Source organism: Rhodanobacter ginsengiterrae, from assembly GCF_050026815.1.
GTDB lineage: Bacteria > Pseudomonadota > Gammaproteobacteria > Xanthomonadales > Rhodanobacteraceae > Rhodanobacter > Rhodanobacter ginsengiterrae.
In genome coordinates, this window is sequence record NZ_JALBWO010000053.1 from 220,208 (window position 1) to 235,247 (window position 15,040).

Annotated in this window: 13 protein-coding genes and 1 tRNA gene; 10 read left to right on the top strand and 4 right to left on the bottom strand. The window is 64.1% G+C overall.

Translation table 11 applies throughout. The features are described 5' to 3' along the window. Positions 1-67 precede the first annotated feature (67 nt). From nadC to ACQGNJ_RS09765, 3 genes are all read right to left on the bottom strand, one after another. Positions 68-925, bottom strand: coding sequence for a carboxylating nicotinate-nucleotide diphosphorylase (gene nadC, locus ACQGNJ_RS09755; RefSeq protein ID WP_426689048.1), 858 nt, complete (start codon positions 923-925; stop codon positions 68-70). Beyond that, a complete protein-coding gene (locus ACQGNJ_RS09760) occupies positions 922-3,207 on the bottom strand; it encodes a DUF1631 domain-containing protein (protein ID WP_426689049.1) in 2,286 nt (761 codons plus the stop codon). The genes nadC and ACQGNJ_RS09760 overlap by 4 nt, the downstream gene beginning before the upstream one ends. A 121-nt stretch (positions 3,208-3,328) precedes the next feature. Further along, the gene (locus ACQGNJ_RS09765; protein WP_426689050.1) at positions 3,329-3,598 is read right to left on the bottom strand and encodes a Trm112 family protein; all 270 of its coding nucleotides are present in this window, start codon (positions 3,596-3,598) and stop codon (positions 3,329-3,331) included. Positions 3,599-3,662: 64 nt separating this feature from the next. Between ACQGNJ_RS09765 and purE the strand changes: the two genes are divergently transcribed. Continuing rightward, positions 3,663-4,166, top strand: coding sequence for a 5-(carboxyamino)imidazole ribonucleotide mutase (gene purE, locus ACQGNJ_RS09770; protein ID WP_426689051.1), 504 nt, complete (start codon positions 3,663-3,665; stop codon positions 4,164-4,166). Next, positions 4,163-5,320 (top strand): 5-(carboxyamino)imidazole ribonucleotide synthase, encoded by a 1,158-nt coding sequence (locus tag ACQGNJ_RS09775; RefSeq protein WP_426689052.1) that lies wholly within the window; start codon positions 4,163-4,165, stop codon positions 5,318-5,320. Before purE ends, ACQGNJ_RS09775 begins: the two co-directional genes overlap by 4 nt. A 285-nt stretch (positions 5,321-5,605) precedes the next feature. Here the strand turns inward: ACQGNJ_RS09775 and ACQGNJ_RS09780 are convergent, their stop codons facing one another. Continuing rightward, on the bottom strand, positions 5,606-6,184 hold the full coding sequence (locus ACQGNJ_RS09780) for a superoxide dismutase (RefSeq protein ID WP_426689053.1): 579 nt from the start codon (positions 6,182-6,184) through the stop codon (positions 5,606-5,608). A 112-nt stretch (positions 6,185-6,296) separates the two neighbouring features. Between ACQGNJ_RS09780 and grxD the strand changes: the two genes are divergently transcribed. The 8 genes from grxD to ACQGNJ_RS09820 all read left to right on the top strand — a co-directional run. After that, the gene (grxD, locus tag ACQGNJ_RS09785) at positions 6,297-6,620 is read left to right on the top strand and encodes a Grx4 family monothiol glutaredoxin (RefSeq protein ID WP_426689054.1); all 324 of its coding nucleotides are present in this window, start codon (positions 6,297-6,299) and stop codon (positions 6,618-6,620) included. Next, on the top strand, positions 6,617-7,387 hold the full coding sequence (locus ACQGNJ_RS09790; RefSeq protein WP_426689055.1) for an SDR family NAD(P)-dependent oxidoreductase: 771 nt from the start codon (positions 6,617-6,619) through the stop codon (positions 7,385-7,387). The genes grxD and ACQGNJ_RS09790 overlap by 4 nt, the downstream gene beginning before the upstream one ends. 89 nt (positions 7,388-7,476) lie before the next feature. Beyond that, the gene (locus ACQGNJ_RS09795; RefSeq protein WP_426689056.1) at positions 7,477-8,076 is read left to right on the top strand and encodes a YhgN family NAAT transporter; all 600 of its coding nucleotides are present in this window, start codon (positions 7,477-7,479) and stop codon (positions 8,074-8,076) included. 436 nt (positions 8,077-8,512) lie between these two features. Then, complete coding sequence (locus tag ACQGNJ_RS09800; RefSeq protein WP_426689057.1) at positions 8,513-11,812, top strand: TonB-dependent receptor; 3,300 nt, start codon at positions 8,513-8,515, stop codon at positions 11,810-11,812. A gap of 127 nt (positions 11,813-11,939) precedes the next feature. Next, a complete protein-coding gene (gene ppnN / locus ACQGNJ_RS09805) occupies positions 11,940-13,340 on the top strand; it encodes a nucleotide 5'-monophosphate nucleosidase PpnN (protein ID WP_426689058.1) in 1,401 nt (466 codons plus the stop codon). Between the two features lie 71 nt (positions 13,341-13,411). Next, a tRNA-Asn gene (locus ACQGNJ_RS09810) sits at positions 13,412-13,488 on the top strand. A gap of 220 nt (positions 13,489-13,708) precedes the next feature. After that, positions 13,709-14,470 carry a helix-turn-helix domain-containing protein gene (locus ACQGNJ_RS09815; RefSeq protein ID WP_426689059.1) on the top strand — a complete coding sequence of 254 codons (762 nt, stop codon included), beginning with the start codon at positions 13,709-13,711 and terminating at the stop codon, positions 14,468-14,470. A 125-nt stretch (positions 14,471-14,595) separates the two neighbouring features. Continuing rightward, positions 14,596-15,040: multicopper oxidase domain-containing protein (locus ACQGNJ_RS09820; RefSeq protein WP_426689060.1), on the top strand; the 445-nt coding region annotated here is incomplete at its 3' end.

Sequence of the window (15,040 nt, forward strand, 5' to 3'; positions counted from 1 at the left end):
TGGGTGCAGCCGGTCCAGCGCAAGGCGCCGGCGATCACCGGATCAGGGTCGCACGGATCAATCTTGCTCAGTCCAGTTGCAGGCGCAGCGACAAGTCGATCGCCTGGACATGCTTGGTCAGCGCGCCGACCGAGATGAAGTCCACGCCGGTGCGGGCGAATTCGCCAATCGTGTCCAGGTCCACATTGCCGGACACTTCCAGCGCGACCCGACCTGCCGTGCGGCGCACCGCCTCGTGCATGTCCGCCAGCATGAAGTTGTCCAGCATGATGCGGTCCACGCCGGCCTGCAGGGCCTGTTCCAGCTCATCGAGATTCTCCACCTCGATTTCCAGCAACAGGCTGGGATGCGACTGCCGTGCCGCCTGGACGGCGGCGGCAATGCTGCCGGCCGCGATGATGTGGTTTTCCTTGATCAGGATCGCGTCGTACAGGCCCATCCGGTGGTTGTGGCCGCCGCCGCAGCGTACGGCGTATTTCTGCGCGACGCGAAGGCCGGGGATGGTCTTGCGCGTATCCAGCACCCGCGTGACGGTATCTCCCATTGCGGCGACATAACGCGCGGTCAGGGTGGCCGTGGCGGAAAGCAACTGCAGGAAGTTCAACGCGGAACGCTCGGCGGTAACCAGTGAGCGCGCGTGGCCGGACAGCTGGCAGATCACCGTGCCAGCGGCGACACGTTCACCGTCCCGGACCTTCCAGCCGATGCGTACCGCCGGATCCATGCGCCGAAAACAGGCATCGAACCATGCCGTGCCGGCGATCACCGCGGCTTCGCGGCAGGTCAGTTCCGCGTGGGCGCGTGCGTCGACGGGCAGCAGGTCAGCAGTGGCATCGCCGGCACCGAGGTCTTCGGCGAGGGCCCGTTCGACATCCTGGGCGATCTGATCGGCTGAAGGTGCGATTGGTGCTGCAATGGGACTCATTCGGCGGAGGTGTCTTCGGAAGAGGGGTGTTCGCTCTGACTCAGCTTGCCCACGATGGCCGTCATCGCCCGATCAAACAGCGCGTTGGCCGCCAGCACGCGAGCCTGCCCCCCGGTGATCAGGACGGTCAGTTCCTGCGGCGAATAGTCCGCTACCTTGAGGCCGCGGCGATTGACGAAGAGGTAGCGCCCACTCATCGGGCTGATCCACGACAGCTTCGCGCGGGTCATCGCCTCGGTGGGCAGGCAGAACTCCAGCCAGGTACCGGGCTGGAGCGCAATCACCTGATGCCATTCCGGGCTGTCCAGCGGAACTTCAGCGACATCTTCCTCGAGTTCTTCTTCATGTGAACTCTGGCTTGCCATGATCGGCTGGATGTTGTCGGGGATCGCCAGCATGGCAGCGTCTTCCTCGACGGTGACGACCTCGGCCGGCCCCAGGGTTTCGCCCAGTTGCTGGCGATAATAGGTATGCAATTGCGTCAGCAGGCGCTCCACGTCCTGTTCCTGGAACGCCACGTTGGCCAGACCCTGGCGCAGTGCCCGTTCGATGCCCGGCAACATCTGGCGCAGCAGCTGCCGGCTCTCGTGGTCCTGCGGAACACGCGTGCTGGCAATGAAGTCGTCGATGAAGCGCAGCGCGCTCTTGAACGAGGGAGCATCCTCGCCTTCGCGCAGCAGGGTCAGCACCAGGTGGTTGGCCCAGGCGCGTGCCAGCACGCCGTGCACCAGCGGCGGCAGTTTGTTGTCGCCGATGCGATCAAGGATTTCGCGTGCCGCGCGCCGACGTGCCTGCTCGAGTTTTTCGCGGCCACGGGTGGACTCCGCCACCCGCTGCTCGGCCAGCTCGGAACGACGCTTGTTGGCATCCTGGAATTGCTGCAGGTCGAGCAGCAGACGCTCGAAGATGCCCATGTCGTCGTCGAAGTCATGCAGCAACTGGTCGACGATCCATTTCACCTTGTCGTGCAGGCGCTGGTCGCGATCCGATTCCTCGGACCAGCTCTTGGCCTGTTCAGCCAGGCAGTCCAGCAGCCGACGCGCGGGATGCTGGCGGTGGGCAAACAGTTTGCGATCCAGGATCGCCGCCTTGAGATACGGAATCTGCAGGCGCGCCAGCATCACCTGCATGGAAGCGGGCAGGTTGCGGTCCTCGAGGATGAATTCGAACAGCATGCCGACCAGGTCGATGGTGTCCTCGTCGATGGTGGCGACGTGGCTGGGCTTCTCGCCGCGCAGCGCGCCAAGCTGGGTCAGCAACTGGCCTTTCAGCTGCAGCACTTCGCGGCTGAGTTCGGCGGCGTCGTCCGGCCGTGCGTGCGGCAGCGGACCGGCACTGGCAATCTGGCTCTGCAATACGCTCAGCGCACCAAGCAATTCGTTAGCCGACGGCAGCGGACCGCTGGGCATGGCGGCCGCGCCGCCGGCATGCGGACGCCGCGCGCTGAACAGCGCGTGCAGCGTCTGCAGCAGATCGGTGGGAATCTCGCCGCCTTCTTCAGCGCTGACGCCGAGCGCGCCGTTGGCGGGATCCATGCCGGCCTGGCTGGGGGCACCGCTCGCCTTCGCGCTGCTGCCGCGCAGGATTTCATGGCGCAGCTGCGGCAACACGCCCGCGCGCACCAGTTCGGCATTGATGCTCTGGTACAGCTCTTCCAGGCACGACAGCACGTAGCGGTCGAACAGCTTGTAGATGATCAGCTTGACGCGCATGTCGGCGCTGAGCTCATGCAGCGCCTGGCGGAAAGACTGTGCCAGGACCGCCGGCCCCACCGGGTTGCTGGCGTCCTCGACCTTGTTGCCGCCGCAGATCACCGACAAACGCTGGTTGACGGAGAACAGATCGCGTGAAAGCCGCGCTTCGTTCTTGCCGATCATGCTGGTGATCGCCAGCGACTCCTCCAGCTCGTTGTCCGCCACCAGGGAGAGTTCGACCCCGCTGATCGAGGACGGCAGCTGCATGGCCGCCGCCTTGGGCGGGTGGGCAAGTTCGGCGATGCTGCGACTCACCGCAGCCAGGAAGTTGCGCTCCACCGTCGGTCGGCGTTTGCGCACCTCGCGCATGCCGTCGAAATAGTGCATCTGGGTGGCGTTGTTCTCGGCCTTCTCGGCCAGGTCGAACAGGGCGTCGTCGACGTGTTCGAAGGCGTTGCCGATCCACTGCTGCAGATGCTTGCCGGCAATGTTGCGCACCCCGACCAGCAGCTCGCCCACGCGCTCGCTGGCCGGATCCATGCGCTGGCTCAGGTTGACGACTCGGGATGGATCGGTGGCTTCATTCATCGCCAAACCCCTGAAACATGGCGTGCGGCTGGACCCACAATGGGTCGCTCAGGTACTGAAGATAAGGCAAAGCAGCCACCCGTGTCATGCGCGGGCGCGCGTTTCACGTGGTGCGGCGACTTCAGGCGGCAGGGAAGTCGCTCAGCTGCAGCGTGCCGATCCCTTCCTCGGGCAGCATCACCGGGATGCCGTCCTCGACCCGGTAGATCACCTTGCCATCGGTGGTGATCAGGCCTTCGCTGATGCGCTCGCGCACGGCGACGCCGGCAATCGTGTCGACTTTGCCGGCACCGATGCCGTCGTTCAGCGCATCGAGTTCGCGTTTGGTCAGGGGCCGCAGCGGGGTTTTGCTGACCGGGCAGCACAGAATGTCGAGCAGGCGCTTGTCCATGGGTTGCTTGGGTGTGCCGGGGTGGAGAAAGCCCGTACAATAGCCGTTTTTGGGCATTCCGGCCATGACAGGAACAAGCATGCGGCCACTTGTTGGCGTCGTGATGGGCTCGCGTTCGGATTGGGAAACCATGCAGCACGCGGTCGACGCGCTGACCGAGTTGGGTATCGCCCACGAGGTCAGGGTGGTCTCCGCCCATCGCACGCCGGACCTGTTGTTCAGCTACGCGGAACGGGCGGTCGAGAGAGGCCTTCAGGTGATCATCGCCGGCGCCGGCGGCGCCGCTCATCTGCCCGGCATGCTGGCGGCCAAGACCCGGCTGCCGGTGTTCGGCGTGCCGGTGCAGTCCAAGGCACTCAACGGCATGGATTCCCTGCTGTCGATCGCGCAGATGCCGGCCGGGATTCCGGTCGGAACCCTGGCCATCGGTCGTGCCGGCGCGGTGAATGCCGGTCTGCTGGCGGCGGCGGTGCTGGCCCTGCATGATCCGGTCCTGGCCAGTGCTCTGGACGAGTGGCGTGCGCGGCAGACCCGGGCCGTGCTGGAACAGCCGGATCCGCGCCAATGAGCGAACGCAGGCAACCCGTACTGGGCGTACTGGGTGGCGGTCAGCTGGCTCGCATGCTGGCGCTGGCGGCCGCGCCACTGGGCGTGAAGTCGTTGGTGGTCGACAGTTCGGCCGATGCCTGTGGCGGGCAGGTGGCGCCACTGGTGGTGGCCGACTGGACCGACTACGCCGCGCTGGAAGCCTTTGCCGCGGAAGTCGACGTGGTGACCTTCGACTTCGAGAACGTGCCGGCGGAAACTGCGCACTGGCTGGCCGAGCGTGTCGCGGTATTTCCCGCGCCGCGGGCGCTGGCGGTGGCCCAGGACCGGCTGGCCGAGAAAACCCTGTTCCGTGAGTGCGGCCTGCCCACGCCGGATTTCATGACGGTCGACACGCGCGGGCAACTGGATCAGGCGCTGGCCACGGTGGGTGCGCCCGCCATTCTGAAAACCCGGCGGCTCGGCTACGACGGCAAGGGCCAGTTCCGCTTGCGCGATGTCGCCGATGCCGATGCAGCGTGGGCTGCGCTGGGTGCACAGGCGTCTGCCCACGGACTGATCCTCGAGGCCTTCGTGCCGTTCGAACGCGAGCTTTCGGTGCTGGCCGTGCGTGGTCGCGATGGTGATTTCCGCACCTGGCCGCTGACCCGCAACTGGCATGTCGATGGCGTGCTGTCGATGAGTCTGGCACCGGCGCCGGACATCACGGTGTTGCAAGGGCGCGCCACCGAACTGGCCCGCACGCTGGCCGAACGGCTGGACTATGTCGGCGTGTTCGCACTGGAACTGTTCGTCAAGGATGGCGAGCTGCTCGGCAACGAGATGGCGCCGCGGGTGCACAACTCCGGCCACTGGACCATCGAGGGCGCACATACCAGCCAGTTCGAGAACCATGTGCGCGCCGTGCTTGGCCTGCCGCTGGGCGACACCGGTGCACGCGGGTTGTCGGCCATGTTCAACTGGATCAGCGAACTGCCCGATGCGGCGCCGGTGCTGCAGGCGGTCGATGCGCATTGGCACGACTACGGCAAGCAGGCGCGGCCCGGGCGAAAGGTCGGACATGCGACGGTGTGTGCCGTCGATGCCGCCTCGCTGGCCGAGCGAGTGGGTGGTATTGCCCGCACGCTTGATCGCCAAACGCAGGCGCGACCGCTGCTGGATGCGCTGCGCGGCTGATTGCGCCATGCCCGGTCGACATGCGCTGGCTGGATCAGGTGCGAGCGGCATGGTGCTGAACTGATCCGCTTGCCTTGCGCCGTTCGCGCAAGCACCGAGGGTTCTCGTCCAGTGCGCCGAACTGCTGCTGCAGGCCGGCAGCATGGTCGAATCGAATGCCGCGGAGGATCCGCATCATCACCTGGCGGACGACCGCCTCGGCTGAGCGGAATCTTGCAACAACCTGACATGAAAAAAAGCGGAGCCCCGGAAGGCTCCGCCTTTTTCATGTCAGATGCCGAGGACTCAGGCGAGATTCTTTGCCGCGAATTCCCAGTTCACCAGGTTCCAGAACGCCTCCAGGTATTTCGGGCGGGCGTTGCGGTAGTCGATGTAATAGGCGTGTTCCCACACGTCGGCGGTGAACAGCGGCTTGTCGCTGCCGGTGATCGGGGTGGCGGCATTCGAGGTGTTGACGATGCCCAGCGAGCCATCCTGGCGCTGCACCAGCCACGTCCAGCCCGAGCCGAAATTGCCGGCGGCGGACTTGCTGAATTCTTCCTTGAACTTGTCGACCGAGCCGAACGCCTTGTTGATTGCATCGGCCAGCTTGCCGCTCGGCGCGCCGCCGCCCTTGGGGCTCATCGAGTTCCAGTAGAAGGTGTGGTTCCAGATCTGCGCGGCGTTGTTGAACACGCCACCGGACGACTTGCGAATGATGTCTTCAAGCGGCGCGTCGGCGAACTCGGTGCCTTCGATCAGCTTGTTGAGATTGGTCACATAGGCCTGGTGGTGCTTGCCGTAGTGGAAATCCAGCGTTTCAGCGGAAATATGCGGCTCCAGCGCGTTCCTTTCGTACGGAAGCGGGGGAAGTTCAATCGCCATGGTGAGGCTCCTTTGCGTTGGCTGGGGAAAATGGGCGGCGCAGCGGGTGGCAGCCAGCGGCAGGCTGATACAATAGCGCTCTGCCTGCATTGTAAAGATGAATCACCGAACTATGGACATCAACGAGCAAATCAGGGCGATGCTGGCCGCGCATCCCATCGTGCTTTTCATGAAAGGCACGCCGGAATTTCCAATGTGCGGATTTTCCAGCCGCGCCGCGCAGGCGTTGACCGAAGCCGGTGCCGTGTTCCAGACGGTGAACGTGCTGGCCGATCCGCGCATCCGTGCCGCCTTGCCGCATTTTTCCAATTGGCCCACCTTCCCGCAGTTGTTCATCCAGGGCGAACTGATCGGTGGTTGCGACATCATCGAAGAATTGAAAGCGGCCGGCGAGCTGTCGCGCATGGCGAGCGATGTTGCCGGGGCCGCTCTTTGACCACGTTGCCTTTTTCGCGCCTTCCCGACCACTGGCAGCCTGGCAGCGACAGTCTGGCCGGTCGTGTGGTGCTGGTCACCGGCGCCTACGGCGGGCTTGGCGGTGCGGTTTCGCGAGCCGCCGCACGTGCGGGCGCTACCGTCGTCATCACCGGCAAGCGCAAGCGCCAGCTCGAGCAGCTTTATGACGCGATGCTGGCCGAAGGCCTGGCCGAGCCGGTGATCCATCCGCTGGACATGGAAGTGGCCACGCCGAAGGACTATGCCGCGCTGGCCGAAGGGCTGGAGCGCGACTTTGGACGTCTGGATGGCATCGTGCATGCCGCCGTCAGTTTTTCCGGCCTGACCCCGATCACCATGCACAAGCCCGATGCCTGGCTGCGCGCGATGCACGTCAATGTCAACGCGCCGTTCGCGCTGACCCAGGCCTGCCTGCCATTGTTGACCCAGGCCGAAGACAGCGCCGTGGTGTTCGTGCTGGACAACCCCGAGCTGTTGCAACGCGCGCACTGGGGCGCTTACGGTGCGTCCAAGGCGGCGCTGGAGCGCCTGGTGGCGATCCTGCACGAGGAAACCGACACCAGTCCGCTGCGTACCCACGCAATGTTGCCAGCGCCAATGCGCACCGCGCTGCGGCAGCTGGCGTACTTCGGCGAGGATGTCTCGCAGCGACCGCTGCCGGATGCCACCGCGGCGGCGGCGGTCTATCTGCTCGGTGCGCAGGGGATGGCGGCGCGCGGCACGATACTGGATTTGCGGGCGGACTGAACGGCGGTCACACGGGTGACCCGCGGGCAGGCCGACGATACGGCGCATGATGCGCCAGACACACCGATGGAGTTGAGATGGAAGCGCAGATGACCACCTTGTCCGCGGGCATCCTGTTGTTCCTGATCATGGATCCGCTGGGCAATATCCCGTTGTTTCTCAGCCTGCTCAAGGATGTGCCGCCGAAGCGGCGCCGCCACGTCATGGTGCGCGAACTGCTGATCGCGCTGGGCGTGTTGCTGGCATTCCTGTTCGGTGGTCAGTACATCCTGCGTCTGCTGCAACTCAAGCAGGAGTCGATCAGCATTGCCGGCGGTATCGTGCTGTTCCTTATCGGCATCAAGATGGTGTTTCCGCCGGCCGATGGCAGCGGCATCTTCGGCAAGACCGGTGGCGGCGAGCCGTTCATCGTGCCCATGGCGATTCCTGGCGTGGCTGGCCCCTCGGCGATGGCGGCACTGCTGTTGCTGACCAACACCCAGCCAGGTCGTACCGCCGACTGGACCATCGCGCTGCTGCTGGCCTGGCTGGCCAGTTCGCTGATCCTGCTCAGCGCCACCTACCTGTTCCGCTGGCTCGGCGAGAGCGTGCTGACCGCGCTGGAGCGCGTGATGGGCATGCTGCTGATCGCGCTTTCGGTGCAGATGTTCATGGCCGGCGTGGCGTCGTTCCTGCGCACGGGCGTCTGAGCCTCGAGCAGGCATTCGCGCCGGACGCCTGCGGCATCCAGATTCGGCAAGTGTGCGCCAAGCCGCGGAAAGCACTCATGATCGGGTATAGGCCGATGCGCGGATGTGGCGCGGCATGATGGCCTGGGCGATCGGTGGAGGCTCGCCATGTTGCTGATTTCAAAAGCTTCGCGCCTCTGTTCCGGGCGGCCTGTGGCCGGACCGGGGTAACGTGTAAACGTTACAAGAATGTCATACAATGACGTTACAATCATTTAACAAAGCCGCGGACGGGATGGTCCAGCGTGCCGAGGTTCTTGCGGTCCGTGTCCTGTTGGGATCGCACAATTGGGGTTGCAGATCGTGTCGATGTAGCCGGGCTTTCGCCGGGCTCAGCCACGTTTTTGACCTTCAAACCAGAGTTTCCTTTCGTTGCGAGCCTGAGGGTCGATCAAGAATGAATAGCCGAATTCGCGCCAAACTCCTGCCGTTTGCCATTGCTTCGTTGCTGGCGGCGTCGGTGCCTGCCATCGCGCAGGACACTTCCTCCTCGATCAGTGGCCGCGTGCTTGACGCGAACGGCCAGCCGGTGGCCGGTGCCACCGTGCAGATCGTGCACGAGCCGTCGGGCACCACCAAGATCACTACCACCGATGCAAATGGTCGCTATTCCTCGCAGGGCCTGCGCGTGGGTGGTCCGTTCGACGTGACCGTCTCCAAGGCCGGCATGGCGCAGGCGGAGCAGGACAACGTCTACCTGCAATTGGCGCAGGAATCGGCGATCAACCTCACCATGGGTGGCGCCAGCGAAAAGGCGGCGGTTGATCTGAACGGGGTCACCGTCTCGGCAAGCTCGCTGGCCCAGACCTTCTCACCGGACAACAAGGGCATCTCGACGAATGTGTCGAGCCGCGAGATCGAAGCGACGCCGACACCCGACCGCTCGATTCAGAACATCGTGCGCCTCGATCCGCGCATCGTGGTCACCGATCGCGCCGCCGGTTCGTTCTCGGCCATCGGCCAGAACAGCCGCTACAACAACATCACGGTGGACTCGGTCAGCGCCAACGACCCGTTCGGCCTGAACGCGAACGGATTGCCGACCCTGGGCACGCCGATTTCGCAGGACACGATCGAGGAATACAATATCTCGACCGCGAACTATGACGTGGCCACCCGGCGCGGCGTGGGCGCCACGGTCAACGCGGTGACCAAGAGTGGTACCAACGATTTCCACGGTTCGGTCTACTACGTATTCCAGAACCAGAACATGATCGGCAAGAACGAGGCCGACGCCAAGTTCAACGGCTTTGATCGCCAGTGGACCGGCGGCGCCACCGTCGGTGGTCCGATCATCAAGGACAAGCTGTTCTTCTTCGTCTCGGCCGAGAAGAGCAAGCAGATCGGTTCGGGCAGCCCGTATGGTCCGGAAGGCAGTGGCGCCAGCGTCATCGTGAAAGGGCTCACCCCCGACATGATCCAGCAGGTGCGCGACATCGCCGCCAGCAAGTACGGCATCACCGACATCGGCTCCGCCGGTGGTGGCAACGCCGATCTGGAAGACAAGCGCTACCTGGGCAAGATCGACTGGAACATCAGCGACAGCCATCGTGCGAGCTTCACCTTCGCCCAGACCAAGGAAAGCAAGCCGACCATCGGCGGCACCAGCAGCAAACTGGTGCTTTCCAGCGGCTGGTACAACTCCCAGACCAAGAACACCAGCTACGCGTTGCATTTCTACGATGACTGGTCCGATTCGTTCTCGACCGATACCACCATTTCGTACGCCAAGTTCCACAAGGGCAACAGCCCGGTGGCTGGTGGCGACCTGCCGGACATCACCGTGTACCCCGTCGGTTTCCGCAACGGCGCACAGGTGGAGTTCGGCACCAACTATTCGTACCAGGCCAACGTCCTGGACGTGAAGACGCTGAATGCCGCATGGGCAGGCACGTATTACGCCGGCGACCACACCATCAAGGGTGGCTTCGACTACGAGAGGGATACCACCTACAACCTCTTCCTGCAGAACTATTTCGGCAGCTACACGTTCGAGGACGGCAACGGTCTGAGCGGGCTGGAGAACTTCGCGAACGGCAACTACTACCAGTACCGTTACAGCCGCCCGGCCGATGGCCTGAGCCTGAACGACGTCGCGGCCAACTTCGAGCTCAAGCAGTGGGGCGTGTTCCTGCAGGACACCTGGCAGGTCAACAACAACCTGTCGGTGCAGTACGGCATCCGCGTCGATATTCCGCTGATGAGTGACAAGCCGATCTACAACCCGCTGTTCGCGGCGCCGGTGGGGACCAATCCGGTCACGGGTGCCGCCACCGGCGGCTTTGGTCGGACCAACCAGACCACCATCAACGGCAATCGCGTGGTGCAGCCGCGCCTGTCGTTCAACTACAACTTCGACACCGAGCGCCTGACCCAGTTGCGCGGTGGCGCGGGCCTGTTCATCTCCAACCCGCCTGGCGTGTGGATCGGCAACATCTTCTCCAACTCGGGCGCGACGCAGACCCAGTTCAATTGCGGTCCGACGCAGAAAGCTCCCTGCAATACCAACCTGCCGCCCTTCAGCGCGGATGCGCACAACCAGCAGGATGGCGTAGTCGGTTCGGGTCAGCAGACCGTCAACACCATCTCGCCCGGCTTCCGCCTGCCCAGCGTGTGGAAGTTCAGTGTCGGCATGGACAAGGAGTTGCCGTGGTGGGGCCTGATCGCCACCGCTGACTACCAGCACATCAAGGTGCGCGATGCCATTCTTTATCAGAACATGAACGTGGGTGCTCCCACCGGCGTGCTGCCGGATGGTCGCTTCACTTACTACAAGAACCCCACCAAAGACCCCCGCTCGTCGGGTCAGCAGTCGCGTTACCTCGCCAACGGCGCCTTCTCTGACGGCACCATCAACCTGGCCAATAGCAGCCGCGGCAGCGCCGACAGCCTGGCCTTGTCCCTGAAGAAGCCGTTCTCGACCGACTGGTCGGGCATGGTGGGCTTCACCTGGAGTCGCTCGACGGAAGTGAACCCCGGTACCAGCAGCGTCGCCCGTTCGAACTATGTGAACAATTACATCGTCAACCCGAACGAGAACGAGGCGAGCCCGTCGAACTATTCGATCCCGCGTCGCGTGATCGCCGGCCTCAATTGGCAGCATCGCTTCTTCGGTGATTACGCCACCAGCGCCAGCCTGTTCTACGACGGCCACAATGCCTCGCCGTACAGCTGGACCTTCGGCAACGATGCCAACGGTGACGGTGTCAGCAACGACCTCGTCTTCATCCCGAACCCGGGCCAGGTGTCGTTCCGTGCCAATACCGATCCCAAGCTGGTTCAGCAGTTCTACGACTACATCAAGTCGAACGACTACCTGAAGGCTCACCAGGGCGGCATCGCGGGTCGCAACGGTGATCGCGCAGGCTGGCTCAACCAGATCGACCTGAGCTTCAGCCAGGAAATTCCCGGCCTGTTCAAGGGCAACAAGGGCAAGATCAAGCTCGACGTGTACAACTTCACCAACCTGCTGAACAAGCACTGGGGTATCGAGAAGCGTGCCAACTTCCCGGGCTACCGCAACCTGGCCGACTTCTACGGTGTGGGTGCCGACGGCAAGTACATCTACGACATCTCCGGCTCCAGCTATCTGGACAGCAACGGCAACTACAGTCCGCAGCAGGTACCGACCTCGACCTTCCCGAGCGACCTGGCTCAGCGTTGGGCGGTGCAGTTGACGGTGAAGTACACGTTCTGATCCGGCTTCGGGTCTGAAATAAAACCGGCGCCCGCGAGGGCGCCGGTTTTTTGTGCTTGACCATATCTGGCCTGCGCAGGAAGCTAGCCGGTCGGCTGCGATGGAGCGGCCAGGGAGAAGCAATCGAATGAATGACACTTACAAGGGTGCGCCCGCCAGAACCGGCGTCGTGAGCGCCCGCATTTCGCCGATCGGCGGGCTGGACGTGCTCTCGCGTCATGAAGTGGCGCGCCTGCGCGGCGCCAGCGGTTCCGGCCTGCACGCGCTGCTGCGGCGCTGCGCGCTGGCGGTGCTGACCTCGGGCAACGTCAGTGACGATCCGCGGGCGATCCTCGAGCAATACCCCGATTTCGACATCCAGGTGCTGCAGCAGGATCGCGGCATGAAGATCGAGTTGACCAACGCACCGGCGCAGGCGTTCGTGGACGGCCAGATCATCCGCGGCATCAACGAGCTGCTGGTGGCGGTGGTGCGCGACATCGTCTATGTGTCGACCCAGATGGAGCAGGTCGGCTTCGACCTGGATCCGTCCGCCGCCTTGACCCAGGGCGTGTTCGAGATCCTGCGCAACGCGCGCATCCTCAAGCCGCAGGTCGATCCGAACCTGGTGGTGTGCTGGGGCGGCCACTCGATCTCGCGCGAGGAATACGACTACACCAAACTGGTCGGCTACCAACTCGGCCTGCGCGGGCTGGACATCTGCACCGGCTGCGGCCCGGGCGCGATGAAGGGGCCGATGAAGGGCGCCACCATCTCGCATGCGAAGCAGCGGCGCCGGCACAACCGTTACATCGGCATCACCGAGCCGGGCATCATCGCGGCCGAATCGCCGAATCCGATCGTCAACCACCTGGTGATCATGCCGGACATCGAGAAGCGGCTGGAGGCGTTCGTGCGCCTGGGCCACGGCATCATCGTGTTCCCCGGTGGCGTCGGTACGGCCGAGGAAATCCTCTACCTGCTGGGCATCCTGCTGCATCCGGACAATGCCGGTACGCCGTTCCCGCTGATCTTCACCGGGCCGCGCCAGTCGGCCGCCTACTTCGAGCAGATCGACCGCTTCCTGCGACTCAGCCTCGGCGACGAGGTGGCGCGGCACTACCAGATCATCGTGGATGATCCGCAGACCGTGGCGCGCACCATGATCAAGGGGCTGGACAAGGTGCGGCACAACCGGCTCGACACCAAGGACGCCTTCTTCTTCAACTGGGCGCTGCAGATTCCGCTGGAATTCCAGCAGCCGTTCCGGCCCACCCACGAGGCGATGCGCGCGCTGCAGATCCGCCATGGCCGTCCGCTGCACGAACTGGCGGCGGATTTGCGCCGCGCGTTCTCCGGCATCGTCGCGGGCAACGTGAAGGAGGAGGGCGTGCTGGCGATCGAGAAGAACGGACCGTTCGACATCGACGGCGATGCCGACATCATGCGCGCGCTCGACAAGTTGTTGCAGGCATTTGTCGCGCAGCACCGCATGAAGCTCCCCGGCGGCAGCGCCTACGAGCCGTGCTATCGGGTCCTCGGCGCCTGAAGAAAAAGTGGCAGGAATCGGGTGCGATGGCTTGACAGTCGGCAGCCTGCTCAGCAAACTACGCAGCTCACGCCCGAATAGCTCAGCTGGTTAGAGCACTTGACTGTTAATCAGGGGGTCGCTGGTTCGAGTCCAGCTTCGGGCGCCAAATACAGGCAAGGGTCGGCAGCAATGCCGGCCCTTGCTCTTTTTGGCGGCGCGCAGAAGCAGTTGCCGGGCCAGCACTGCGACGACATGACTCGCGGACGTTGTCCCGGTAGTCGGCGTCATTGCGTATCATCGCGATGTATTTGTTGTGCGTTGGCCTGTCGGCCGTATCCCGACCTCCAGCGCGCCCGCTCTGATTCGCGCGACTTCCAAGGTCTCCCATGCGCCGCAACAATCCCGCAGGCCGCCTGCCCGAGCCACCCAACCCGATTGCCGACGACGGCGACGAAACCCATTTCTGTCGCACCTGCGCGTTTTCCGGCGCCTGCATCGCCGAGGGCTATGGCAAGCCCGAGCTGCTGGAACTGCACTGCCTGGTCGAGCACGTCGGACCGTTCCATGCCGGCGAGCACGTCTTCCGTACCGGCGATCCGTTCCGCTCCATCTTCGCGGTGCGCGCCGGCACGGTGAAGACCAGCATGGTCGACGCCGAGGGTCACGAGCAGGTGCTGGGCTTCTATCTGCCCGGCGAAGTGATCGGCCTCAATGCGATCTATCCAGACCAGTTCCCCTGCGATGCGGTGGCGCTGGATACCGCGTATTTCTGCCGCTTCTCCTTTCCCGCCATGAGCGCCCTGGCCAGTCGCATGCCGGCGGTGCAGCAACGCCTGTTCCGCTTGATCAGCAAGGAGCTCGGCATGGCCACCTTGCTGGCCGGCGACCACAACGCCGACATGCGCATGGCTGCGTTCCTCGTCGATCTTGCCGCGCGTTACGAGGAGCGCGGCTTTTCCGGCACGCGCTTCCACCTGAGCATGTCGCGCGGCGATATCGCGAACTATCTGCGGCTGGCTGCCGAGACGGTGAGTCGCGTGCTCAGCCGTTTCCGCAACCAGGAATTGATCGAGCTCGAAGGTCGCGAATTGGTGTTGCGCGATCCCGAGCGGTTGCGCCAGATCGGCAGGAATCTGCTCCCGCGCTGAGCGCTTTCCGGACACCTGTGGCGGCTTGCCGCACTGCTCGCTTTTCGGTGGCAGGGCTGACTTGGGTCAAGCGCGATTTTCGACCTCTCCCTACGATTTCATGCAGAAACCACAGGGAGAAACCCATGTCACGTTCGCTGTTCCTCGTTCTTGCCGCGGCGAGTGCGTTGACGCTTGCCGGCTGCTCGGGCAAGTCGTCTTCGGTGTCGCCAGTGGGGCAGGCTGATGCCAGCCCGGCGGCGATCGCCGCCGCCCACGGCGACTTCGGCCCGCCCCAGGGCGAACCGATCCACGCGGTGCTGACCAGCCCGCCGCATGTGCCGCCACCGCTCCATCGCAATTACCCGGCGAAAGTGATCGTCGAGCTGGAAGTGGTGGAGAAGGAGATGCCGATCTCCGAAGGGGTCAGCTACACCTTCTGGACCTTCGGCGGCACCGTGCCGGGCAGCTTCATCCGGGTGCGTCAGGGCGACACGGTGGAGTTCCACCTGAAGAACGCGCCGGACAGCAAGATGCCGCACAACATCGACCTGCACGGAGTGACCGGGCCGGGCGGTGGCGCGGCGTCCA